Raw genomic sequence first — 24,000 nt, 5'->3', positions numbered from 1 at the left:
CTGTACTCATGGGGGCATAGCTCAGCTGGGAGAGCACCTGCTTTGCAAGCAGGGGGTCGTCGGTTCGATCCCGTCTGCCTCCACCAATCTTCAATGACAAACATTCGAATGACGATTGTTCGAGTCTTTGTCATTGGCGATTGAGCCAGTCAGAGTGATACGTAGTATGTATCGGCTGTCGTTCTTTAACAATCTGGAAGAAGTAAGTAATTTGGATAGCGGAAGCGTCTTGAGATGGACGTGAAAGTTATCCGGGTTGTGATTGTATCGATGTATCTCAAGATGATTCGAACTCTATGTTTGACTCAATTGGAATACGGCACAACGCGAGAACTCAACCTGTAGCGACTGTCGATGAGACAGACTCGTTATAGGGTCAAGCGAACAAGTGCATGTGGTGGATGCCTTGGCGATCACAGGCGATGAAGGACGCGGTAGCCTGCGAAAAGCTACGGGGAGCTGGCAAACAAGCTTTGATCCGTAGATGTCCGAATGGGGAAACCCACTCCTTTTGGAGTATCCATGGCTGAATACATAGGCCATGCGAAGCGAACGCGGTGAACTGAAACATCTAAGTAACCGCAGGAAAAGAAATCAACCGAGATTCCCAAAGTAGTGGCGAGCGAAATGGGATGAGCCTTGCACTCTTTATTTGTATTGTTAGCCGAACGCTCTGGAAAGTGCGGCCATAGCAGGTGATAGCCCTGTAGGCGAAAACAGTATGAAAGAACTAGGTGTGCGACAAGTAGGGCGGGACACGTGAAATCCTGTCTGAAGATGGGGGGACCATCCTCCAAGGCTAAATACTCGTGATCGACCGATAGTGAACCAGTACCGTGAGGGAAAGGCGAAAAGAACCCCGGGAGGGGAGTGAAATAGATCCTGAAACCGCATGCATACAAACAGTCGGAGCCTCGTAAGGGGTGACGGCGTACCTTTTGTATAATGGGTCAGCGACTTACGTTCAGTAGCAAGCTTAACCGTATAGGGCAGGCGTAGCGAAAGCGAGTCCGAATAGGGCGTTCAGTTGCTGGGCGTAGACCCGAAACCAGGTGATCTATCCATGGCCGGATGAAGGTGCGGTAACACGTACTGGAGGTCCGAACCCACTAACGTTGAAAAGTTAGGGATGAGCTGTGGATAGGGGTGAAAGGCTAAACAAACCTGGAAATAGCTGGTTCTCTCCGAAAACTATTTAGGTAGTGCCTCGTGTCTCACCTTCGGGGGTAGAGCACTGTCATGGTTGGGGGGTCTATTGCAGATTACCCCGCCATAGCAAACTCCGAATACCGAAGAGTGCAATCACGGGAGACAGACATCGGGTGCTAACGTCCGGTGTCAAGAGGGAAACAACCCAGACCGCCAGCTAAGGTCCCCAAATATAGCTAAGTGGGAAACGAAGTGGGAAGGCTAAAACAGTCAGGAGGTTGGCTTAGAAGCAGCCACCCTTTAAAGAAAGCGTAATAGCTCACTGATCGAGTCGTCCTGCGCGGAAGATGTAACGGGGCTAAGCTATATACCGAAGCTGCGGATGCGTGCTTAGCACGCATGGTAGGAGAGCGTTCCGTAAGCCTGCGAAGGTGCCTTGTAAAGGGTGCTGGAGGTATCGGAAGTGCGAATGCTGACATGAGTAGCGATAAAGGGGGTGAAAGGCCCCTCGCCGTAAGCTCCAAGGTTTCCTACGCAACGTTCATCGGCGTAGGGTGAGTCGGCCCCTAAGGCGAGGCAGAAATGCGTAGCTGATGGGAAGCAGGTCAATATTCCTGCACCATTGTTAGATGCGATGGGGGGACGGATCGCGGAAGGTTGTCCGGGTGTTGGAAGTCCCGGTCGCTGCATTGGAGAAGGCGCTTAGGCAAATCCGGGCGCGGAATTCAAGGGTGTGGCGCGAGCTCCTTAGGGAGCGAAGCAATTGGAAGTGGTTCCAAGAAAAGCCTCTAAGCTTCAGTCTAACGATGACCGTACCGCAAACCGACACAGGTGGGCGAGATGAGTATTCTAAGGCGCTTGAGAGAACTCGGGAGAAGGAACTCGGCAAATTGGTACCGTAACTTCGGGATAAGGTACGCCCTTGTAGCTTGACTGGCTTGCGCCAGAAGGGTGAAGGGGTTGCAATAAACTGGTGGCTGCGACTGTTTAATAAAACACAGCACTCTGCAAACACGAAAGTGGACGTATAGGGTGTGACGCCTGCCCGGTGCCGGAAGATTAAATGATGGGGTGCAAGCTCTTGATTGAAGTCCCGGTAAACGGCGGCCGTAACTATAACGGTCCTAAGGTAGCGAAATTCCTTGTCGGGTAAGTTCCGACCTGCACGAATGGCGTAACGATGGCCACACTGTCTCCTCCCGAGACTCAGCGAAGTTGAAGTGTTTGTGATGATGCAATCTACCCGCGGCTAGACGGAAAGACCCCATGAACCTTTACTGTAGCTTTGCATTGGACTTTGAACCGATCTGTGTAGGATAGGTGGGAGGCTATGAAACCGGAACGCTAGTTTCGGTGGAGCCGTCCTTGAAATACCACCCTGGTTTGTTTGAGGTTCTAACCTTGGCCCGTGATCCGGGTCGGGGACAGTGCATGGTAGGCAGTTTGACTGGGGCGGTCTCCTCCCAAAGCGTAACGGAGGAGTACGAAGGTACGCTAGGTACGGTCGGAAATCGTGCTGATAGTGCAATGGCATAAGCGTGCTTAACTGCGAGACCGACAAGTCGAGCAGGTGCGAAAGCAGGTCATAGTGATCCGGTGGTTCTGTATGGAAGGGCCATCGCTCAACGGATAAAAGGTACTCTGGGGATAACAGGCTGATACCGCCCAAGAGTTCATATCGACGGCGGTGTTTGGCACCTCGATGTCGGCTCATCTCATCCTGGGGCTGTAGCCGGTCCCAAGGGTATGGCTGTTCGCCATTTAAAGAGGTACGTGAGCTGGGTTTAAAACGTCGTGAGACAGTTTGGTCCCTATCTCGCCGTGGGCGTTGGATATTTGAAGGGGGCTGCTCCTAGTACGAGAGGACCGGAGTGGACGAACCTCTGGTGTACCGGTTGTCACGCCAGTGGCATCGCCGGGTAGCTATGTTCGGAAGAGATAACCGCTGAAAGCATCTAAGCGGGAAACTCGCCTTAAGATGAGATATCCCTGGGGACTAGATCCCCTTGAAGGGTCGTTCGAGACCAGGACGTTGATAGGTCAGGTGTGTAAGCGCAGTAATGCGTTCAGCTAACTGATACTAATTGCCCGTAAGGCTTGATCCTATAACAAGTCTGCCTTGTAGATCGGCGCCGTGCGATAGCACTGGGCAAGATCCAAAGCGACAAGTTGATTCTCGTGTGTGATACACACAACCTAAATTACTGCTTCTTCCAAGATTGGTTGTGCTGCGAAGCCAGCGCAACAACCCTCTTTGCCTGATGACCATAGCGAGTCGGTCCCACCCCTTCCCATCCCGAACAGGACCGTGAAACGACTCTACGCCGATGATAGTGCGGATTCCCGTGTGAAAGTAGGTAATCGTCAGGCTCCCTAAGCCAAGAACCCCCGCCCGAAAGGCGGGGGTTTTTGCATTTCAGCGGCGGAAATGCACATGGGATCAGGACGGGCGGCGCTGTCCTTCAGCCCGAGATCTCATGGAATAAGCGTTTCGACGGACTCCCCGCTCAAGAAACGACGACCGCAAATTCGACTCCCGATTCAAAGTCCAGGGTAGTGGTCGAAAACCGCGGGTCGTTGTCCAGGTAGTGCTTGTACGGTCGAACGGCGTCCTCGGCTGTGTACATGTTGTCGGCCAGTACGACCGATCCCGGGCGCAGCAGGCGCTCGATCTGCCTGAACAGTTTCAGATAGGCGTCGGCCCATACATCGATGAACACCATGTCGAAAGTACCGTCCAGTTCGGCGACGGTCTCGAATACGTCGCCCTCCCGCATGTCGACATAGGCATCCAGGCCCGCCGTCCTGACGTGATCGCACAAGCGCGTGATCTTGAGCGCATCGCGTTCGGTCGCGACGACCACGCCACGGCCCAACGTGCGCAGCGCCTCGGCGAAATACAGCGTGGATACGCCGCATGAACTGCCGAGTTCAAGGATTCTGGCCGGTCGTTGCGAGAGCACCATGTTGCGCAAGAATCCGCCCGTTTCCGGCGACACGGCCAACGATAGCGGACTGCCTTCGGGGGAATCGAAGTCGTCGCTGGACAGCCCGAACGTTTCGAGAAACCGCCCCCGCAGACGGGGCGCGATCGCTTCGTATTCCTCGGCTAGCGACAGAAAATCCTCGTTCGATCCCTGGAACTGCGCGCGGGCGCGGGCGACGATTTCGGTGCGGCTCTCTTCGTGGAGCCGCTGCAGAAGGGCGATGGTGGGTGAAGTCATGTGCATTCCTTGATGCGATTGATCCGGTCGACGATGTCTCCAATGACAGCCTCCCCCGTCAGAGTCGCTGCGCTGTCGCTCGATATCGGCGATACATGGTGTTGCTATGCCGTTCGGGCGAGCGTGATCGCGCGTTCGGGGCACGCCGTCACACACAGTCCGCATGACCGGCACGCGTCTGCATTCGGCGTATAGGCGACCTTCATGCCATGCACGCGCTGCTTCAGGCGATGCATCAGGTCAAGGCCGAGGTAATCGACTTTGTCGATGCGCCGGATCTCGAACACGTTCTCGGGGCAAACCGCGACACAATTCCCTTTACCTTCGCAGCGCTTCAGATCGACGACCGGCGCAATCACCCCCGGCTGCTGTTTGCAGTCGTCCGTTGACTTGTCGGGCATGTTCATTCTCCCGTGGGCCGGTTGCTGCCGGATCGCCACGCGGTCCGGAAGTGCTCGCGTTCCTCCGGTGTCATGGATTCCCACTTGCGCCAGTGGCGTCGGCCGCGCCAGCCGTGATGTCCGCGGAATCCGCCGAACAGGATGCGGCTCAACACGAGCAGGCCCAGCGCATGGGCGAAGTCGATCGTCCGGGCGCCGACGAACAGCGCCGGAATCACCCAGTTCCATAACATCATGACGACCCATCCGAGCACGCCTATCGCGATCAAGACGAGAAGCGCCTTGCCTGCACATCTGATTCGGAAATTCATCTGTCGATTCCTCTAGGTGTTATCCAGTTCGTCATAAATGGGCTGGAGTCGGGCACGCAAATGCAGGACCGCATAGCGTTTGCGAGCGAGCAGCGTATTGAGCGCGACACCGCTTTGTGCGGCCATTTCCTTGAAGGACCGGCCCTCCAGCTCGTGGGCGATAAATACCTCACGCTGATTCGTCGGCAACTCGTCGAGCGCATCCTGCAGGGCCTTGAGCACCAGCGTGCGAGCGTAGAGCGCTTCGGGGCCGGCATCATGCGCCGGTAGCGCGAGGTCCAGGCGGTACTCACCGCTTGTGTCATCGTCGACCTCGGACAGATCGGTCAGCGGCTGCTCCTTCTTTTTGCGAAAGCGGTCAACGATCCGGTTGCGTGCTGCACGGAAAAGCCACGCGCTCGCCTGCTCGATTGGCGCAGGAAGTCGATACGCCTGTACGAAGTCGTGAAACACATCCTGCAGGATGTCCTCGGCGTCGTCCGGGTCGCGAATCCGACGGCGGATGAAATTCACTAGCCTCGATCGTTCACGCATCACTGTCGCTGTGATGTCGCGGTCTGGGTCGGTCATCGTTTGCGAAGTGGGTGGCGATTCCATGTGCCTGAAGACGTTTCAGGCGCGCGAATATTGTGGCGAGAGAAAAAATCTGCTGCCGAATGCCTCCTCCTCTACGTATCTCGGGCAGTCGCACGGTATCCGACTTGTCGGACCGGCCCGTCGGTCCACCAATCGGCGACTTCGACGATCCCTCGCTCACACTGGTCTGGCCAGTCAGGCCTTAAGTTCCCCCAGCCGCTGTCGTTAAACAGGACGTTGCCTGTTTTTGGCGACCCCATTCCTATAACGCGGTAACGGAGATCGAAGTCATCATGTTGTCCTCGATTCGTGCACGGATACTCGCGACCTGCGTCGCCATCGTGGTAACGGCGCTGGCCGTGACAGGCGGCCTGGTCTATTACGTCGTCAAGCAACACAACGACGAGACAATCGACCAGAATCACAAGTCGATCCTCGCCGGGCACGCGCTGGCGATCAACGAATGGGTGGCCAGCAGAGGCCGGGAAACCCAGGCACTCGCAGACACGATCGCCATCGGCGAAGGGGATCCCCTGCCGGCGCTGAAGCTGCTCGGGAAGTCGGGCGGCTTCGAGGTATTGACGCTCGGCCTGCCGGACAAGACCGCGTTCTCGAACGTGCCGCTCGCCCCCGGCTACGACCCGACGGCACGCCCGTGGTACAAGCAGGCCGTCAGCGCCGGCAGCCTGGTCGTGACGGCACTCTATCGTGATGCAACGACCGGCAAGCCGGCTGTTGCGTTCGCGGTGCCGGTGGTGCGCGACGGCACGGTGAAGGGTGTGCTGGCCGCCAGCCTGTTCATGGAGAGCGTGAGCTCGATCGTGACCTCGGTACACCCGACACCCGCGAGCTTCGCATTTCTGGTGGACAAGAGCGGGCGCGTGATTGCGTCGGCCAAGACTGACCTGATCATGAAGCCGGCAACCGGCCTTTCCCCTGCACTCGACGCCGACCACCTCGGCGCGCTGCAGTCAGCGTCCAAGCCCGTCGCTGTCGACATCGACGGCGCCACCAAGCTGGTGCGGGCCCAGCCGATCGCCGGTACCGATTGGTCCCTCGTGCTCGCGCTCGACAAGGCGGACGTGACGGCCGGCATGCGCGCGGTCGCGACGACGACGCTGGCGGCGATCCTGATCGTGGCCGTGATCGCGGCCGCGCTCGTCGGTGCGATGACGAACGCAGCCTTCAAGCGCATCCTGCTGGTCCGCGACGCGCTGACGGATGTGTCGACCGGCAGCGGCGACCTGACGAAACGCCTGCCTGCCGACGGCGCGGACGAAGCCGCGCAGATCGCGCATGCGTTCAATCTGTTCGCCGAAAAGATCATTACGATCCTGCTGCAGATTCGCGAGTTCAGCGAATCCGTCAATCTCGCGAGCGCCGAGATCGCGCAGGGCAACCAGGATCTGTCCGGCCGGACCGAGCATGCCGCATCGAGCTTGCAGGAAACGGCCGCCGCGCTCGAGGAAATCGCCGGCACGGCCCGCAACTCGGCCGATGCCGCGAGCCAGGTGAGCCGTCTGGCGGAATCGGCGTCGGACGTCGCGGTGCGCGGCGGCACGGTCGTCAGCGAAGTCGTCGCGACGATGAACGAGATCACGCAGGCATCGAGCGAGATCGCCAACATCGTCGGCGTGATCGACGGCATCGCGTTCCAGACCAACATTCTCGCGTTGAACGCTGCCGTCGAGGCCGCACGTGCGAACGAGCACGGCCGGGGCTTTGCGGTCGTCGCGGGCGAGGTGCGTGCGCTCGCGCAGCGCAGCGCGCAGGCCGCCAAGGAAATCAAGCAGTTGATTCACTCGTCGGTCGAGAAGATCGAGGGGGGCTCGGGACTCGTCCAGACGGCCGGTACGACGATGAACGAAATCGTCGAGGGCGTGCGCGGCATCACGAGCGTGATTGCGGAAATTACCGTCGCCGCCAAGGAGCAGAGCACGGGGATCGAGCAGGTGAATCAGGCTGTGTCGCAACTCGACAATGCGACGCAGCAGAACGCGGCGCTCGTCGAGCAGTCGGCGGCGGCCGCGACATTGCTGCGCGAGCAGGCCGCCAGGCTCGCGCAGACGGTCGGCGAGTTCAAGCTCGAGGACCGCCGCGCGATGACGTTGCAGCCAGCGTGAGAAGGGTGATACCGGGTACGTCTGGCGGCGGTGCCGACGGACGTTGCAATCAGATCGTGATCCTCAGGATCGGGAAGAACCTGCCCGGGACGACGCCCGATTCCTTTTCGCCGATTTTTTCAGCGCCGAGCGCCAGATAGAACGGAACCGCATTGGGGTCTGCTTCGATCACGAAGCTTCTGATCCCTCTCGCGGCGCTTTCCCTGCGGACCTCTTCCCATAGTGCCCGGGCGACACCGCGGCCCATGTGGTCGGGATGGACGAACAGCCATCCGGGCGTCGGGTGCTCCGATTCCGACGACGCCCTGACCCAGAATCCGATGATTGCCGCGCCTGATTCCGCAACGTATCCGATCGACCCGTCGATCGTCTCCGGCGCAATCGTGAGATCGCTCTGCCACAAGTCGAGCCAGTCCTGCGGATAGCCCCAGTGTGCCTTCGAAATGCGAGCCAGTCGTGTGAGTGCGTCCGCGTCCGCGGGACGGGCCGCGCGCACGGTGAATGCCTTGTGCATCTCGTCTCCTGTGATGGCCGACAGCTTCGTCGAGGGTATCGCCCGGCCCGCGTCGACTCGACGCCGGATTCGTGCTCGCCGGTTCCAGGGAACGTCGTGCTCGACGCGGCTAGGCGACCTGCGATGCATGCCCGGCGACGACGCGCCAGCCGGCGGATGATTGGCGCCAGAGCCGAGTATAGGCAAACGCGCCCTCGAACGCCGTGCCGTCGAAATGACCGGCGAGTATCGCCTTCGTCGTGGTCAGGATCATTCCGCCGATCGCGTATGCGTGTGTTTCCTGCACATCGAGTCTGTCGAGGCGCAGCAGCTTCGCGCGATGCGCGGCCAGGTCGTCTTCCTTCGAGATGACCTGGCCGGTCGGGACGGTGAACACCAGATCGTCATCCAGCAACGCATCGAGCGCTTCGACATCGTTGGCCAGCATCGCGGCGCGAAGCGCGATTTCACTGGATTCGATCGCTGTGCGGATTGCATCCATTTGAGGGCCTCGCATCGTCTCTGAAGATTGGTGGTTCAGCTCATACCGGCGAGCAACAGCAGCAACGAACATACCGCACCGACGGATACCGTCTACCGCGCGTTCGACAGCGATTGACGCCGAACGAGCATCACCACGCAGATACCGATCGATGCGATGACGTTGACGGCCGGATAGAACGCGACCGCGACGCTCCATGTGCTCAACGCCAGCAAGGCCAGCGCGTACTTGAGCACGCACAGCGCGAAATACGCGAGGCTCTCGCTCCACGGATCGTGGAGCGTCTTGCGGACGGTCGGGCCGAGCCCGGCCAGCTCGATCAGCGTGACCAGGCAGATCGAGAGCGTCGGGTCGTCGGTCAGCATCCACAGCGGAATGGCCGACAGGGCCGCGACCAGGAAAAACCAGTCGATGCGCGTCCAGCCGCGCTCTCCCCGAAAGATGCTCGCCACCAGCGTCAGGAAGCAGGTAACGGCAATGGCTGCCGTGCACCACGCGGATGGCCCGGCACCCGCGACGAACTGGCCGGCAGCCGCGATCGCCGTGACGACCGACCACACGAGCCATGTGAACAGATGCGGACGAACCGTGCGCCGGTAGATTGCGAGCGCATACGGAATCGCCGCCAGCAAAGACACGGCCGTTCCGATCACGCCAAAGATCGAAGCGGCGCCCTGATCGACACTCATCATCGACGCACCCTCGTTCGCGCAGGCCGACCAGTATGTGGCCGGACGGGCCGGTGCGCAACGTCGTGCCGGCCACGTGTCGCAGCGGGTGTCACGTCGCATCGCACTGGAAAGCCGATGCGATCGCACGCAAACAAACGGCAGCGGGATTGCGATGGGGCAGGACCGACCTCTATACAGGAGAACTGGCGAGCCGGCTCGGCGGCGCGGACGTGTCGTGGATCGTCGGTTTGTCGCTGACGTCGCTCGTCTACTACGCGGGGTGCAAGCTGTTCTCGCCGCCGCTGCAGCGCGTCGCGTGAGCGTTTCCGTGTCGGCCGGGCATTCGGTGTCGACGGCTGCTTGCCGCATCATCCGCTCGCCACGCCCGGCTCACCCTCCGCCGCATGCACGTCCCGCCGGAACGCACCCGGGCTCGTGCCCGTCCATTTCCGGAACGCGCGATGAAACGCGCTCGGCTCGGTGAAGCCGAGCTCGGCCGCGATCTCCGCGACGCTGAGCGCATTGCCGCGCAGCAGCGACTGGGCCAGCGCGCCGCGCAGCTCGTCCTTGATTGCCGCGAAGCTTTGCCCTTCGCTGCGCAGCCGCCGCCGCAGCGTCGCGGGCGTCGTGTCGAGGCGTACGGCCAGCGTGTCGAAGTCGGGCCACTCCGCGGCCGGTAGCGTTTTCAGCTGCGCGCGTGTCCTCGCGACCCAGCCCGTGTCGTGCCGGTAGCGGACGAGCAGGTTGCCGGGCGCGCCACGCAGGAAAGTCTTCAGCGCCTGCTCGGAGCGGATCGTCGGCAGCGCGAGGTATGCGGCATTGAATGCGAGCCGGCTGTCGGGCCGGTCGAAATGCACGGGCACGCCGAAGAACTGGTGATAGTCGCTGCGCTGGTCGGGGCTCGGGCATGCGAAGTCGATCCGCTGCAGCGGAATGCGCCGGCCGATCAGCCAGCACGCGACGCCAAGCAGGATCAGCCAGAATGTCCGGTACGCGAACGCCGGGTAGGGCGCGCCCGTCTGCGTCAGCACGATCTGCGCCTGCCCGTCGGCCACGATGAGCTCGCCACGCGGCTCGTCGAGCACCACGCGCAGGAACTGCAGCGCGCGCCGCAGCGCCTTGTCGAGCGTGCCGGCGTGCAGCACCGCATGGCACAGCAGCGTGAAGCTGCCGCGCCGCATCGGGCGTGCGGCGAGGCCGAAGAACTCGTCGTCGAGCGCACCGGCGATCGCGAGCCACAGCCGGCCGTACTGCTGCGGCGTGACGGGCTCGCGCACGGCGGCCGGCAAGCCGGCGGCGCGCAGCACGGGCTCCGTCGGAAGGCCTTGCCGGCGCAGGCACGCCAGCGCGTCGTCGACGAAATCCGGCGAAATCATCTGCGGCCCCATTTTCCAGCGTCCTCCCGACATGGCAAAAGCGATCACGATTCTAGATTCTGTTTGTCATTGATTGCAATGTGCGGGCTGTCTACTATCGATGTATCCCCCGTCGCGCCCCTGGCTCGCCGGCGGCCATAACGCACAGGAGACACGCATGTCTGATGGAGCTACCGCCCGCGCGGTGCCGGCTTACGCCGACGCCGTGGCCCGGTTCAGTATCGAGACCGCCGCGAAGCAACTGCACGGCGACCTGGAGCGCGGCCTGAACGCGTGCGTGGAATGCTGCGACCGCCACGCATCGGCGGATGCGATCGCGCTCGACTGGATCGACGCCGGCGGGCAGCACCATCGCTACACGTTTGTGCAGATGAAGGCGTTGTCGGCGCGCGTCGCGAACCTGCTGGTCGCGCAGGGCGTGAAGCCGGGTGACGTGGTGGCGGGCCTGTTGCCGCGCACGCCCGAACTCGTCGCGACGATCCTCGGCACGTGGCGCGCGGGCGCCGTCTACCAGCCGCTGTTCACCGCATTCGGCCCGAAAGCGATCGAGCACCGGCTGCGCATGAGCGACGCACGCCTGGTCGTGACCAACGTCGCGAATCGCGCGAAGCTCGACGAGATCGCCGGTTGCCCGCCCGTCGCGACGGTGCGCGAGCCGGGCGAGACGCTGCCGGAAAACGACATCGATTTCCGTGCGGCGCTCGACGCGCAGCCCGATTCGTTCGAGCCGGTGCTGCGCAAGGGCACGGACCTGTTCATGATGATGTCGACGTCGGGCACGACAGGTTTGCCGAAGGGCGTGCCGGTGCCGCTGCGCGCGCTGCTCGCGTTCGGCGCATACATGCGTGAAGCGGTGGACCTGCGTGCCGACGACCGCTTCTGGAACATCGCCGATCCGGGCTGGGCGTACGGCCTCTATTACGCGATCACGGGCCCGCTGCTGCTCGGGCACGCGACGACGCTCTACGAAGGCGGTTTCACGGTCGACAGCACGTATGACGTGATCGAACGGCTCGGGATCACGAGCCTCGCCGGCTCGCCGACGGCCTACCGGATGCTGATGGCGGCCAGGACGGAAGCGGCGGCACGGCTGAAGGGCAAGCTGCGCGTGGTCAGCAGCGCGGGCGAACCGCTGAATCCGGAAGTCGTGCGCTGGTTCGACGCGGCGCTCGGCGCGCCGATCTACGATCACTACGGCCAGACCGAACTCGGGATGGTCGTGAACAATCACCACGGCCTCGCGCATGCGGTCCACGCCGGTTCCGCCGGCCTCGCGATGCCCGGCTACCGCGTCGCGGTGCTCGACGAAGCGAGCCGCGAGCTCGGCCCGGGCGAGCCCGGCAACCTCGCGATCGACATCGCGCGCTCGCCGCTGCTGTGGTTCCACGGCTACTGGCAGCAGGACACGCCGGCGATCGCGAGCGGCTATTACCGGACCGGCGACAACGTCGAGCTGGAGCCGGACGGCACCGTGAGCTTCATCGGCCGCGCGGACGACGTGATCACGTCGTCCGGCTACCGGATCGGCCCGTTCGACGTGGAAAGCGCGCTGATCGAGCATCCGGCCGTGAGCGAGGCCGCCGTCATCGGCGTGCCGGACGCGGAGCGCACGGAGATCGTCAAGGCATTCGTCGTGCTGTCGAAAAACTACGACGGCACACCGGCGCTGGCCGAGGAACTGAGCCTGCACGTGAAGCGGCGGCTGTCCGCTCACGCCTATCCGCGCGCGATCGATTTCGTCGATGCGCTGCCGAAAACCCCGAGCGGCAAGATCCAGCGCTTCGTATTGCGCAAGATGGAAGCCGAGAAAGCCGCTCAACCCTGAATACACACTGTACGGACTGCGAATGGATATCAAGGATCGCGTTTTTCTGATTACGGGCGCCGGTTCCGGCCTCGGCGCCGCGGTGGCGCGCATGGTGGTCGCTGAAGGCGGCAAGGCGGTGCTGCTGGACGTCAACGAAGAGGCCGGTGCGGGCCTCGCGCACGAGCTTGGCACGGCTGCGCGCTTCGTGAAGACCGACGTGACGAGCGAAGCCGACGGCCAGGCGGCCGTCGCAGCCGCGCGTGACGCGTTCGGCCGCATCGACGCGCTCGTCAACTGCGCGGGCGTCGCGCCGGGCGAGAAAGTGGTGGGCCGCGACGGCCCGCATTCGCTCGACCGCTTCGCGCGCGCGGTGTCGATCAATCTGGTCGGCACGTTCAACATGATCCGGCTGGCCGCCGAAGCGATGTCGAAGCAGGAGCCCAATGCGGAAGGCGAGCGCGGCGTGATCGTCAACACCGCGTCGGTCGCGGCGTTCGACGGGCAGATCGGGCAGGCCGCGTATGCGGCGTCGAAGAGCGGCGTGGTCGGCATGACGCTGCCGATCGCGCGCGAACTCGCGCGGTTCGGCATTCGCGTGGTGACGGTCGCGCCGGGCATCTTCGCGACGCCGATGATGGCCGGCATGCCGCAGGACGTGCAGGACGCGCTCGGCAAGAGCGTGCCGTTCCCGCCGCGGCTCGGCCGCCCGGAAGAATTTGCGGCGCTGGTGCGCCACATCGCCGAGAACACGATGCTGAACGGCGAAGTCATCCGTCTCGATGGCGCGTTGCGCATGGCACCGCGCTGACACTGGAGGAAACGAATCATGACGACTCAGGATCCGATCGTAATCGTTGGTATGGCGCGTACGCCGATGGGTGGTTTTCAGGGCGACCTGGCGGCCGCCAGCGCGAGCGATCTCGGCGCGGTAGCGATTCGCGCGGCGCTCGAGCGCGCGAATGTGCCGGCCGAGCGCATCGATGAAATCGTGTTCGGCTGCGTGCTGCCGGCGGGCCAGGGCCAGGCGCCGGCGCGGCAGGCCGCGCTGAAGGCCGGGCTGCCGCTCGCGGCCGGTGCGACCACGGTCAACAAGATGTGCGGCTCGGGGATGAAGGCTGCGATGTTCGCGCACGACCTGCTGCTGGCGGGCTCGGCAGGCGTGGCCGTCGCGGGCGGGATGGAGAGCATGACGAATGCGCCGTACCTGCTGCCGAAGGCGCGCGCGGGGATGCGCATGGGTCACGGGCAGGTGCTCGATCACATGTTCCTCGACGGGCTCGAGGACGCGTACGAGAAGGGCCGCCTGATGGGCACGTTCGCCGAGGATTGCGCACAGGCGTACCAGTTCACGCGCGAGGCGCAGGATGCGTTCGCGATCGCATCGCTGACGCGCGCGCAACGAGCGATCGCCGACGGGCATTTCGTGTCGGAAATCGCGCCGGTGACGGTGAAGGCCGGCAAGGTCGAAACGGTCGTGTCGATCGACGAGCAGCCGGGCAAGGCGAAGCTCGACAAGATCCCGACGCTGAAGCCTGCGTTCCGCGACGGCGGCACGGTGACGGCCGCGAATGCGTCGTCGATCTCGGACGGCGCCGCCGCGCTCGTGATGATGCGCCGCTCGGAAGCCGAGCGCCTGGGCCTCACGCCGAAGGCCGTGATCGTCGGGCATTCGACCTACGCGGACAAGCCGGGCCTGTTCGCGACCGCGCCGATCGGCGCGCTGCGCAAGCTGTCGGAGAAGACCGGCTGGAACCTGCGCGACGTCGACTTGTTCGAGATCAACGAAGCATTCGCTGTGGTGCCGATGGCCGCGATGCGCGATCTCGACCTGCCGCACGAGAAGGTCAATGTGCACGGCGGCGCGTGTGCGCTCGGGCATCCGATCGGTGCATCGGGTGCGCGCGTGATGGTGACGCTGCTGGCCGCGCTCGAAACGTACGGGATGAAGCGCGGCGTGGCGTCGCTGTGCATCGGCGGCGGCGAGGCGACGGCGATCGCGATCGAGCGCGTCGCCTGACGCACAACGCATCGTACGCACGCTGCAACGCGGGCGACCGGTATCGCGCGGGCCTCTTCCGCGCGCTGCCCGTCGCCCGTTTCGTTTTTGCCATGCCACGCGTATCGATCGATACGCGTAAAACTAGGACGTCGCCATGCCATTGCGCTGTGCGACCTTCACCAGCTCGACCATGTTCGGGGCATTGAGCTTGCTCATCAGACGGATCTTATAAGTACTGACCGTCTTGTGGCTGAGCATCAGCGTACGTCCGATTTCCTGGTTGTTCATTCCTTTCACCAGCAGGCCGAGGATCGTGATTTCTCGGTCCGTGAGCGAAGCGAGTTCGGCACCGGCGCTCTGGCAGTCGTTCGCCGCCGCTTCCTGCTGGTTTTCGCGCAGCATGTCGGTGACGGCTCGCGGGAAGTACGAGTAGCCGGCCAGCAACGCCTTGACGGCTTTGGATATTTCATCCAGTCCGTCGTCCTTGCACACGAAGCCGGATGCGCCGGCTTGCAGGCAACGCATCGCGTAGTTGCGCGTGTCGCCGGAGGTGAGTACCAGGATGCTGGCGTCCAGTTCGGCGCCGCGCAGGCGATCCATCACCGAAAAGCCGTCGAGGTCGGGAATGACCAGGTCCAGGACGACCAGATCGGGCTTGAGCGTCCGCACGGCCTGGACGCCGTCCACCCCCGTGCGGCACTCCGCCACGACCTCATGGCCGTCACGCTCCAGGACCATACGCACTGCCATTCGAATCAGTGGATGGTCGTCCACGATCACAATACGAGGATTCACGGTCCCCTCTGGGAGATTGGTTTTTTGTCGAATACGTCATTCGAAGTGTTGCAGCTCATTCGGCTTTCGATTGAATGGGCTGCCGAGAGGATGTCGGCCGCATTTCTTCAAAGTCGCCATGCGTAGTGCAGAACGTGCGTTCGAATGACATTGCCGTTCATGTTTTCACGATACTTGAATGCGGATCGACGGCGAATGGTCTGATCGGCCCGTCAGATTTTTCCCGACGAAAACAAGAATCTTCCGAATTGATTGAACCGGCACTGGGCAGCCACACTTGTCGAAGTGGTCGCGCACGATTTTTTGCGGTGCCCATCGCGTGGTGCGCAGCCATCTATTGCCAGTTCTATTGCGAGTTCATTTGTTATTGGAGCAAGTCGATGAAGAAAAAACTAGCGGGATTCGGGTTGATTGCGGGTGTGCTGGTCGCAGGTCATGCGCAAGCACAAACCGCGGAGATCAAGGTCATTGGCAAAATCGTACCCGACGCATGCCAGTTCACGATCGGCAACGGCGGCCTCTATGATTTCGGCACCATCGGGGCGGACAAGCTCAGCCAGGATGCGGTGACGGCACTCGATGCGAAGACGCAAACCATCGCCATCTCTTGCAATGCAGCTGCCAAGGTTGCGTTGAACGTGCGGGACAACCGCGCGGGTATGGCTGTCGGTGGCAAGGGCGGCGACGACGAGTTCGGGCTGAGCAAGGAGGCGAAGGTAGGTTTTTACACGCTCACGCTAAGTAAAGCTCTCGGCGACAGCAATTCCCTGGACGTTCTGGCCGCGCCTGCTGGCTCCAGCGCATGGGCGCTCGACAGCACTGGATTGATGGCGAACGGCTCGGCGCGGAAATCGTTCTCGGACTCGGGCAGCACGGCGCCTGGGGCATACAAGTCCATCTCCGCCAATTTGACTGTCAGCCCGACGATCAACAAGCTGTCGGAGCTTGATCTTTCCAAAGGCGGGGTCGATCTCGATGGTTCGGCGACTGTCGAGCTGACCTATCTGTAAAAGAGGCGACCGAAGTCGGCCGGAGCATCGCATGGCTGCGACGGCCGACGGGCGTTCTAATGCATTTGCGCGACTCGACATCAAGGGAGAATTTGTGAATCTCAAGTCTTTGCTTTCCCTGGCCTTGGTTTGCGGTGCCATAGGCGCCGTAGCGAGTGACGCGTCCGCCGCTGACCTGAGCGTGAAAGGCCAAATCCAGCCTGCTGGTGCCTGCAGTCTGGCGTTGAGCAATGCCGGAGTCATCGACGTGGGTGAACTGTCGCGCCAGACCTTGAGCAAATGGAACGCGTATCGCGATATGTCGTTGGCGATCAACTGCGCATCTCCAACCAAGGTTGCAATCAAGGTTGTGGATAATCGAGAAGGCTCGACCTTCTTCGACGCTTGGCTCGGATTAGGCACTTTGGGGATCGGCAGTTACGTCATTCGCGGGGATGATAAGAAGGGCAATCTCGATGGAAAGCGGCCGATCACCCTTACGAGTTGGGATGGCGGTAGTAGTTGGAACGACGGTTCAGGCGGGTTATCCAACAATTCCCGCCATGGATCTCCTCTCACTTCGTGGGGCAATCCTGATCATGCGTTCCCTCGTTTTCCTGTTGCGTTTCAGACACTCACTGCAGCACTGCAAGTAGAGGTGTATATCCACACGCCCGCACTTGATTTCCAGGATGAGATCGCGCTCGATGGCTCCGCGACCCTGGAACTCGTGTACTTGTAATACACCGCGTTGCTTGATTGACGCTGTTGCAAAGGAGGCCGTGCGCCATTGCCCCCCTTACCGAGAAATTCACGACCAGAACACGGATCGTGATGCTGCGTCCGCTGGGGGGGCCGTGCGGTGGATAGTGGGAGTCAACATGTGGGGCCCCAGAGTACGTTACGTCGAGCGTGGGCTTTCGCAATGATTCTGTTCTCAAAGGGGTATTTTGATGAAATTGAAACAGTTCATGCTTCTTTCCGTGCTGACCTGCATGTTGTCGATCCCGGGGCTGACGTCGGCTGCCGACCTCAGTGTCAGTGGGCATATCGAATCAGTTAGTGCTTGCAACGTAGCGTTGGGCAACAACGGGGTTGCCGACTTGGGCAATCTATCGCGTAAGGATATCCGCACGCTTTTCGTTCGGAGCAGCTACATGTCGTTGAGGATCAACTGCCAGCACCCGACCAAGGTCGGCGTCGGCGTGATCGACAATCGCAAAGGTACGGTGCCGCCATCGGAGCAGATTTTCGGAGATCAGGTTTTCGGTCTTGGCAATCCAGCAATCGGCTCCTACGTAATTGCCAGCGATGGATTCCCCCAGGCCGACGGACGAGAGGCCTTTTGGATTTGGGGAAGTAAAGGCGATTTTCCTTGGTGGGGCGATAAAGGGAGGAACTCCGTCTGGAGCGGCAGCAAGATCCTTTCCTGGGACGTGGATGGGCCGCAGACGGAGCCAGTGGCGTTCAAGACGCTGGAGAATACATTGCTAATCCGGACCACTTTGAGGCGCGATATGCCGTTTACTGACGAATTGGAGATCGACGGTTCCGCGACCTTGGAACTCGTGTACCTATAGCGCATACGAGTCGTTGGGTTCCTCGTTTCAGAGAATCCACGACCGGAAATCGGATCGTGCTGCTGCAAGTCATTGGGGAGTCGCGTGGTAGCGGTGTGGAGTCGATCAACACATAGCGTGTCAGACAGTGTAGGAGTTCGAGCGTCGGCTTCAGCGATATGCGAGTTTCAATACTCATTTTCAACGAGTGAGGTATTCAGATGAGTTTGAAGCAGCTATGTGTTCTTTTTGTGCTGGCCTGTACGTCGTCGATTCCAGGCGTGACATCGGCTGCTGACCTCAGCGTCGGCGGTCATATCCGGATGGACGGGGCTTGCAGCATAACGCTGGGCAACGGCGGTATTTTTGACTTTGGCAATGTATCGCTAACAGAGATTGATCAGGATAGTTATAGCAATTCTCGCGACGTACCATTGACGATCAACTGCCCGAGTCAGACTAGGATCGGCGTCAAAGCGATCGATAATCGTAAGGAATCTGCTGCAGCATCTAGGGGTTTTGGGGTGGGCAATCCTGCTATCGGCGGTTACGGTATTGATCCTGAGCGAAACATCAGCGAGGCCGATGGGAGGAAGGTCTACGTGATTCATCGCAGTGGTGATTATTGGTACAGGACGGATGATCCGACACGGTGGCCGTCCACAACCATTTCGTGGACGGCTAACGGCCTCGGGCCCGTGGCGTTCAGGACAATGACGACAACGTTGGGCGTCAACGTCTATTTGCACGACATAAGAGAAAACATGGCGCACGTCGATGTGCTTGAAATCGACGGTTCCGCGACCTTGGAACTCGTGTACTTGTAGCGCATACGCATCGCTGGATTTTCAATTTCAAAGAGTCTGCGACCAGAAATCGGGTTTTGTTGCTGCTGCTCACGGGGTTGTGATGGCGTGGCGGTCGGTCCGTTACACGATATGCGTTTGTTGAAGCCGTTCCGAATGAGCGAGGTATTCCGATGAGTTTGAGGCAGTTGAGTGCTCTATCCATGCTGGCCTGTACGTTGTCGATTCCGGGCGTGACATCGGCTGCTGACCTCAGCGTCGGCGGTCAAATTCGACCGGGCGGCGCTTGCGACATAACGCTGGGCAACGGAGGCGTTGCCGACTTCGGTAATCTGTCGCGCAAAGATTTATATGGTGCCGATCATATGCGCGACGTGTCGCTGACGATTAACTGCCAGCGCCGGACCAGGGTCGGCGTCGACTTGATCGACAATCGAAAAGGGACGGCATCAGAAGATCACCCCTGGAATTTTGGTCTGGGTAATCGTGCCATTGGCTACTACCGGATCGTCAACTTTGGTCCTTCTATGGTCGATGGCGCAGCGAGCGTTTCGATCTGGCGCTGGAAAGGCGAGACGACTTGGCGCGAGAAAGGCCGCACCTACAGCTGGGGCAGCAACAAGACCATTTCGTGGGACGTGAGTGGGCCGCAGAGTGAGCCGGTGGCGTTCAAGACACTGACGGACACGTTGACGATCGAGCTCATCACCAAGCAGGACACCGCGTTCACCGACGAACTCGCGTTCGACGGCTCCGCGACCTTGGAGCTCGTATACCTGTAGCGCATACGCTTCGTGGAATTCCCCATTTCAAAGAGTCTGCGACCAGAAATCGGGTTTTGTTGCTGCTGTTCACGGGGTTGTGATGGCGTGGCGGTCGGTCCGTTACACGATATGCGTTTGTTGAAGCCGTTCCGAATGAGCGAGGTATTCCGATGAGTTTGAGGCAGTTGAGTGCTCTATCCATGCTGGCCTGTACGTTGTCGATTCCGGGCGTGACATCGGCTGCTGACCTCAGCGTCGGCGGTCATATCCGGATGGACGGGGCTTGCAGCATAGCGCTGGGCAACGGCGGTGTCGTCGACCTGGGCACTCTGACGAGCACGGAGCTTTCTCCCCCCAATGCGACGGATTACATGGTGTTCAAGGGGCGTGAGATGTCGTTGATGATCAACTGCCCGCACCCGACCAAGGTTAGCGTTACCGCGGAGGATAACCGCAGAGGTACGGTGTCAGACGGCTATTTCGATTGGAACGCTTTCGGCCTGGGAAATCCTGCCATCGGCTTCTACATCATTAAAATCGACAAGACTTCACCCAAGGCCGATGGAAGAGATGCCTTCGTGATTGGGTACAGTCCCCACGTATCCGCTTGGATCAGCGCCGGGGATCGGACCAGTCTGCACCCCGGCGAGACCATTTCGTGGGGCGTGGATGGGACGCCGCCGCCGCCGGAGAGGTGGTGGGAGAGGGAGCCGGTGGCGTTCAAGGCACTGACGAGCACGTTGGTGATCAGTATCGGCCTTACTGTCAGAAAAGACGTCGGGGTCGGTGACGGGATGGAACTCGACGGATCCATGACCTTGGAACTCGGGTACCTGTAGCGCGTGGATGTCGTTCTGACCTTCCCGACTCAGGAAGATTGAATCAGGTCCATGACGAGGCGCCTGATTGCTCCTGCAGCGCTCGCACCGATCGCAAGCATCGCTCCATCCCGCAGAGGCGCAGGATAGTCACATGAAGTCGACCGTCGGGCCGGAGCAACGTACCAATCGGCCACCTCCTCGGATTTCCTGAAATACCGATAGCAACGCGCGTGACTAGTCATCAATTTCAATAAAATCGGATTCCTAATCATGTTGAGCATCTTAGTGCGTGTCCCGTCAGAATCTGTTTCTCGGGGACAATATTTTGCGTCGCGCCGTCACGCTTTGATGAAGACCATCCTGACGACCGGACTACCGTTATGCCTCAGCGTGCCAGCCCTCGTTGCACACGCCTCCGGCGTCCTCCCCGAATCGTCCGTGGTGATCCTGAACGAAGCGGACGGCGAAACGACCATGAACGTGAAGAACACGGAGTCGATGCCGCTGCTGCTGCATACGACGATACAGAACACACCGGACGACCAGGAGTTGCTGGTCGTGGCGGTGCCGCCGGTGAGCCGGGTGGAAGGTCAGGATACGCAACTGGTGCGCTTCATGCTGCAAAGCCCGGCGCCGCTTCAGGTGCAGCGGCTCAAGCGCGTGACGTTCGAGGGCATTCCGCCCAAGGGCCCGGACGGAAAGGCGCGCATCAGCATGACGATTCGCCAGAACCTGCCGTTGATCGTGCATCCCGCCAAGCTTGAGAAGCATGCCTCGCCATGGACGCTGCTGAAGTGGTCGGTGGCGGCGGACGGCAAACTGCGCGCGCGCAACGATAGCCCTTACGTGGTGCGTCTGGGGCAAGGCGTGCAACTCATGCCGGAAAAGACCGCGGTGGATCTGGGCAAGACCTACGTGCTGCCCGGCAGTACCGTCGAAGTCCCGTTGCCTTCAGGGGCGGGGGCGCGCGCAACCAGCGTCAGGCTGTCGCCCGCGACGATTTACGGCTACGAGGTCGACACCTACGACGCACCGCTCGTCGACACCGCGAGGCAACCGTAATGCGCGTCAATCGTGCGTCGCGCAGATCACGGCGCCAGCGCGAATCGAGCGTGTACTGCGGCGGGACGGCCGCATCGCTGTTGTTGTTGCTTGCCGGCACCTATTCGCCGCGGGCACAGGCAGAGGTGGACGCGGCGCCCGACACGGCGTCCGCCGCCGCGCAGGCAACGGCCGAGCCGGCCGCCGCCGATGCGCTCTTCGATACGAGCATCCTGCAGCAGCGCGGGCTCGATCCTCAGATCGCCGACTATTTTCGCGGCTCGCCGCGTTATCGGCCGGGACACAGCCGTGTCGTCGTCTATGTCAACGACATTCGGCGGGGGAGGATCAACACGCGGTTCGACGAGAACGGCGCGCTGTGCTTCGATCGCGCGTTTCTGGATGCGGCCGGACTGGTGGTGCCCGACACGAAGTACGCGTTGCCCGGTGACCCGGAACCCGACGCATGCTACGACTTCGCGCAGGCGTTCCCCGGCACGGACGTGACGCTGAAGCCGGGGCGCGAGGAAGTGCGGCTGGTGGTGCCGACCACGGCGCTTCGTCAGGCGGTGGCGGACTTCTCCGGCTACAGCCGGGGCGGCAACGCGGCGCTGCTCAACTACGAGCTGATGACCATGCGCAGCGAGTCGAGCGGCATGGCGGGCTCGAACTTCCTGTCGCTCAACACCGAGCTTGGCGTGAATGCCGGCGACTGGATCCTGCGCAGTCGCGCTTATTCGCAACGTGAGGATCACTCAGGATTCCAGAGCCGACATCTGTACGCCTATGGCCAGCGAACCTGGCTGCGCTGGGGCGCCACGGCACAGGTAGGGCAGATCAACATCGCCAACTCGGTGCTGACCGGCGCGCCGCTGACCGGCATCCAGGTTTTTCCCGATTCGGCGCTGGGCAAGCAGGCGCGCAACATCGTCATGGTCGAGGGTGTCGCGCAATCGCAGGCGCGCGTCGAGGTGCGCCAGGCGGGGGCGTTGATCTATACCACCGTCGTGCCGGTCGGCCCCTTCGCGCTGACGGACCTGCCGCTGCTGAACAACAGCAGCGACCTGGAGGTGACCGTCATCGAATCCGACGGCGCGCGGCGCAGCTTCGTGGTGCCCGCCGCGTCGATCAGTGCGGGGGCGCTCGGGCAGCGGCCGGGCTACGCGTTCGCGCTGGGCAAGAGTCGCAATCTCGACGGCAACAAGGCCCGCAATCCGTGGGTGGCGAGCGCGAGCGGCAACTGGACGCTCGGCAAGCGCGGCAATGTCGGGATGGCCGCGCTGTTCGCGCCCGGCTATCAGGCTGGCAGCTGGGGCGTGGACATGCGCTTGTCGCGCGCGAGCAGCGTCAAGCTGCAGCAGCGCGTGTCGCTGGAGGCGGGCAAGTCGGGCACGGAGATCGAGGTCTCGGGCATTTTCAGCGGCCTGCACGAGAACCTCAGCATGAGTTTCAGCAGTGCGTATCAGAGCAACGGCTATCGCACGCTCGACGACTTCACCGTGGATACCGGCCAGGCCGGATTTGCCGCCTCGCGCTACCGGAGCCGGCATACCGCGGCGCTGGCCTGGTCCGATGCCAGGCTGGGCGGTCTGACCTTCGGCTACTCATTCGCGAGTCAACAGAACGGGGAGCGTACGCAGCGGCTGAACCTTTCGTGGGGCAAGAGTTTCGCGTTCGGTACCGTGTCATTGAACGTGGAGCGCGATCTCAGCCCGCGCCGGGAGGGCCGATATTACGGCAGCAATGCGTACGACCGGCCCGGCAACACCTATTACGCGTCGTTGAGCATTCCGTTCGGCAAGCGCACTGTCCGCTCCTATGCCAGCAACACGAGCGGCTATACGCGCTTCGGCGCCAGCTATAGCGAGCGGATCGGCGATAACCTGAATTACTCGGTCAACGTGGATCGCAACACGCGCGACCGGAGCAACGCCGTGGCAGGCCAAATGGCGGCGACGCCGCGCATTGCCCAGGTCAACCTGGGTTTCTCCGATACCGGCAAGCGCGCGCGATCGTATTACGCCGGCGCCTCGGGCGGCGTGGTGGTGCACGCCGACGGGGTGACGCTTTCGCCGTATCCCGTGCAAGACACGTTCGCCATCGTGTCGGCGTCGGGCGTATCGAGCGTGAAGATCAACACGCCGCAGGGGCCGGTGTGGACCGACCTCTGGGGACGTGCCGTGGTGCCCCGGCTCTCTCCATACAGCAGTAACCGCGTGGAGGTGATGACCAGTACCTTGCCGCGCAACGTCGATATCGGCAACGGTACCCGGCAGGTCGATCCGGGGCGCGGATCGGTGAACCGGATCGACTTCGAACTTGCCCGCGTGCGCCGCGTGCTGCTCAACGCGCGCGACGCCGACGGCAATCCGCTGCCCGCCGGCGCCTATGTGCTGGACAGCCGCCAGCGGTATGTCGGCATGGTGCTCGAGCAGGGGCAGGTGTTTCTGAACAACGGCGCCGGGAACGAGGTGTTGCAGGTGGCGTTGCCGGACGGCAAGCAGTGCCGGTTGCAATATGCATTGCCCGAACCCACGGGCTCCGGCGCGCTGTTCGAAAGCGCCGATGCCCGATGCATCCTTCAATGAGCCCC

22 protein-coding genes, 1 tRNA gene and 2 rRNA genes are annotated in these 24,000 nt (G+C 61.6%); 16 read left to right on the top strand and 9 right to left on the bottom strand.

All coding sequences use genetic code 11. The annotated features are described in order from the left end of the window. The first annotated feature begins 10 nt into the window (after window positions 1-10). The 3 genes from LXE91_RS38855 (at window position 11) to rrf (ending at window position 3,519) form a co-directional block, all read left to right on the top strand. A tRNA-Ala gene (locus tag LXE91_RS38855) sits at window positions 11-86 on the top strand. Between the two features lie 288 nt (window positions 87-374). Next, window positions 375-3,254: ribosomal RNA gene (locus LXE91_RS38850) — 23S ribosomal RNA — on the top strand. 152 nt (window positions 3,255-3,406) lie between these two features. Then, window positions 3,407-3,519 (top strand): 5S ribosomal RNA (gene rrf / locus LXE91_RS38845). Window positions 3,520-3,656: 137 nt separating this feature from the next. Here the strand turns inward: rrf and LXE91_RS38840 are convergent. The 4 genes from LXE91_RS38840 to LXE91_RS38825 all read right to left on the bottom strand — a co-directional run bounded on the left by LXE91_RS38840 (window position 3,657) and on the right by LXE91_RS38825 (window position 5,682). Further along, the gene (locus tag LXE91_RS38840; RefSeq protein ID WP_039343146.1) at window positions 3,657-4,373 is read right to left on the bottom strand and encodes an O-methyltransferase; all 717 of its coding nucleotides are present in this window, start codon (window positions 4,371-4,373) and stop codon (window positions 3,657-3,659) included. 104 nt (window positions 4,374-4,477) lie between these two features. Further along, window positions 4,478-4,774 carry a 4Fe-4S dicluster domain-containing protein gene (locus LXE91_RS38835; RefSeq protein WP_039343151.1) on the bottom strand — a complete coding sequence of 99 codons (297 nt, stop codon included), beginning with the start codon at window positions 4,772-4,774 and terminating at the stop codon, window positions 4,478-4,480. Between the two features lie 2 nt (window positions 4,775-4,776). After that, window positions 4,777-5,085 (bottom strand): hypothetical protein, encoded by a 309-nt coding sequence (locus LXE91_RS38830; protein WP_039343153.1) that lies wholly within the window; start codon window positions 5,083-5,085, stop codon window positions 4,777-4,779. A gap of 12 nt (window positions 5,086-5,097) precedes the next feature. Continuing rightward, complete coding sequence (locus LXE91_RS38825; RefSeq protein WP_172625616.1) at window positions 5,098-5,682, bottom strand: RNA polymerase sigma factor; 585 nt, start codon at window positions 5,680-5,682, stop codon at window positions 5,098-5,100. Between the two features lie 272 nt (window positions 5,683-5,954). On the opposite strand from LXE91_RS38825, the gene LXE91_RS38820 reads away from it, so the two are divergent. After that, window positions 5,955-7,784 carry a methyl-accepting chemotaxis protein gene (locus LXE91_RS38820; RefSeq protein ID WP_046543623.1) on the top strand — a complete coding sequence of 610 codons (1,830 nt, stop codon included), beginning with the start codon at window positions 5,955-5,957 and terminating at the stop codon, window positions 7,782-7,784. A gap of 49 nt (window positions 7,785-7,833) precedes the next feature. Here the strand turns inward: LXE91_RS38820 and LXE91_RS38815 are convergent, their stop codons facing one another. The 3 genes from LXE91_RS38815 to LXE91_RS38805 form a co-directional block, all read right to left on the bottom strand. Continuing rightward, on the bottom strand, window positions 7,834-8,298 hold the full coding sequence (locus LXE91_RS38815) for a GNAT family N-acetyltransferase (protein WP_039343162.1): 465 nt from the start codon (window positions 8,296-8,298) through the stop codon (window positions 7,834-7,836). 109 nt (window positions 8,299-8,407) lie between these two features. After that, window positions 8,408-8,779: a nuclear transport factor 2 family protein gene (locus LXE91_RS38810; RefSeq protein ID WP_039343165.1), complete on the bottom strand. Its 372-nt coding sequence runs from the start codon at window positions 8,777-8,779 to the stop codon at window positions 8,408-8,410. 92 nt (window positions 8,780-8,871) lie between these two features. Beyond that, window positions 8,872-9,471 carry a hypothetical protein gene (locus tag LXE91_RS38805; RefSeq protein ID WP_039343168.1) on the bottom strand — a complete coding sequence of 200 codons (600 nt, stop codon included), beginning with the start codon at window positions 9,469-9,471 and terminating at the stop codon, window positions 8,872-8,874. A gap of 32 nt (window positions 9,472-9,503) precedes the next feature. Between LXE91_RS38805 and LXE91_RS38800 the strand changes: the two genes are divergently transcribed. Further along, complete coding sequence (locus LXE91_RS38800; protein ID WP_039343171.1) at window positions 9,504-9,770, top strand: hypothetical protein; 267 nt, start codon at window positions 9,504-9,506, stop codon at window positions 9,768-9,770. Window positions 9,771-9,818: 48 nt separating this feature from the next. Here the strand turns inward: LXE91_RS38800 and LXE91_RS38795 are convergent, their stop codons facing one another. Next, a complete protein-coding gene (locus tag LXE91_RS38795; protein WP_039343173.1) occupies window positions 9,819-10,838 on the bottom strand; it encodes an AraC family transcriptional regulator in 1,020 nt (339 codons plus the stop codon). Between the two features lie 145 nt (window positions 10,839-10,983). On the opposite strand from LXE91_RS38795, the gene LXE91_RS38790 reads away from it, so the two are divergent. From LXE91_RS38790 to LXE91_RS38780, 3 genes are read left to right on the top strand one after another with little or no spacing between them, the layout of a single operon-like run. Beyond that, a complete protein-coding gene (locus LXE91_RS38790; RefSeq protein WP_039343176.1) occupies window positions 10,984-12,651 on the top strand; it encodes an acyl-CoA synthetase in 1,668 nt (555 codons plus the stop codon). Window positions 12,652-12,673: 22 nt separating this feature from the next. Continuing rightward, window positions 12,674-13,441, top strand: coding sequence for a 3-hydroxyacyl-CoA dehydrogenase (locus LXE91_RS38785; protein ID WP_039343179.1), 768 nt, complete (start codon window positions 12,674-12,676; stop codon window positions 13,439-13,441). A gap of 18 nt (window positions 13,442-13,459) precedes the next feature. After that, window positions 13,460-14,650: an acetyl-CoA C-acetyltransferase gene (locus tag LXE91_RS38780; protein ID WP_039343181.1), complete on the top strand. Its 1,191-nt coding sequence runs from the start codon at window positions 13,460-13,462 to the stop codon at window positions 14,648-14,650. 123 nt (window positions 14,651-14,773) lie between these two features. Here LXE91_RS38780 and LXE91_RS38775 read toward each other — a convergent pair whose 3' ends face one another. Then, on the bottom strand, window positions 14,774-15,427 hold the full coding sequence (locus LXE91_RS38775; protein ID WP_039343184.1) for a response regulator transcription factor: 654 nt from the start codon (window positions 15,425-15,427) through the stop codon (window positions 14,774-14,776). A 380-nt stretch (window positions 15,428-15,807) separates the two neighbouring features. Between LXE91_RS38775 and LXE91_RS38770 the strand changes: the two genes are divergently transcribed. The 8 genes from LXE91_RS38770 (at window position 15,808) to LXE91_RS38735 (ending at window position 23,995) form a co-directional block, all read left to right on the top strand. Next, entirely contained in the window at window positions 15,808-16,437 is a 630-nt protein-coding gene (locus LXE91_RS38770; RefSeq protein ID WP_157644912.1) for a DUF1120 domain-containing protein, read from the top strand. A 31-nt stretch (window positions 16,438-16,468) separates the two neighbouring features. Then, window positions 16,469-17,158 carry a DUF1120 domain-containing protein gene (locus LXE91_RS38765; protein ID WP_046543622.1) on the top strand — a complete coding sequence of 230 codons (690 nt, stop codon included), beginning with the start codon at window positions 16,469-16,471 and terminating at the stop codon, window positions 17,156-17,158. Between the two features lie 211 nt (window positions 17,159-17,369). Continuing rightward, window positions 17,370-17,996 carry a DUF1120 domain-containing protein gene (locus tag LXE91_RS38760; RefSeq protein WP_039343189.1) on the top strand — a complete coding sequence of 209 codons (627 nt, stop codon included), beginning with the start codon at window positions 17,370-17,372 and terminating at the stop codon, window positions 17,994-17,996. 200 nt (window positions 17,997-18,196) lie between these two features. After that, window positions 18,197-18,802 (top strand): DUF1120 domain-containing protein, encoded by a 606-nt coding sequence (locus tag LXE91_RS38755; RefSeq protein ID WP_076841503.1) that lies wholly within the window; start codon window positions 18,197-18,199, stop codon window positions 18,800-18,802. Between the two features lie 182 nt (window positions 18,803-18,984). Further along, entirely contained in the window at window positions 18,985-19,563 is a 579-nt protein-coding gene (locus LXE91_RS38750; protein WP_158077521.1) for a DUF1120 domain-containing protein, read from the top strand. Between the two features lie 152 nt (window positions 19,564-19,715). Then, on the top strand, window positions 19,716-20,384 hold the full coding sequence (locus LXE91_RS38745) for a DUF1120 domain-containing protein (protein ID WP_039343196.1): 669 nt from the start codon (window positions 19,716-19,718) through the stop codon (window positions 20,382-20,384). A 330-nt stretch (window positions 20,385-20,714) separates the two neighbouring features. Further along, window positions 20,715-21,428 carry a fimbria/pilus chaperone family protein gene (locus LXE91_RS38740; protein ID WP_046197035.1) on the top strand — a complete coding sequence of 238 codons (714 nt, stop codon included), beginning with the start codon at window positions 20,715-20,717 and terminating at the stop codon, window positions 21,426-21,428. Then, window positions 21,428-23,995 carry a fimbria/pilus outer membrane usher protein gene (locus tag LXE91_RS38735; protein ID WP_052760078.1) on the top strand — a complete coding sequence of 856 codons (2,568 nt, stop codon included), beginning with the start codon at window positions 21,428-21,430 and terminating at the stop codon, window positions 23,993-23,995. The genes LXE91_RS38740 and LXE91_RS38735 overlap by 1 nt, the downstream gene beginning before the upstream one ends. Window positions 23,996-24,000: the final 5 nt, after the last annotated feature.

Source organism: Burkholderia contaminans (assembly GCF_029633825.1).
In the GTDB taxonomy this organism is placed as follows: Bacteria; Pseudomonadota; Gammaproteobacteria; order Burkholderiales; family Burkholderiaceae; genus Burkholderia; species Burkholderia contaminans.
Note: the sequence above shows the minus strand (reverse complement) of the source record. Positions and strands in the feature narration are given on the sequence as shown.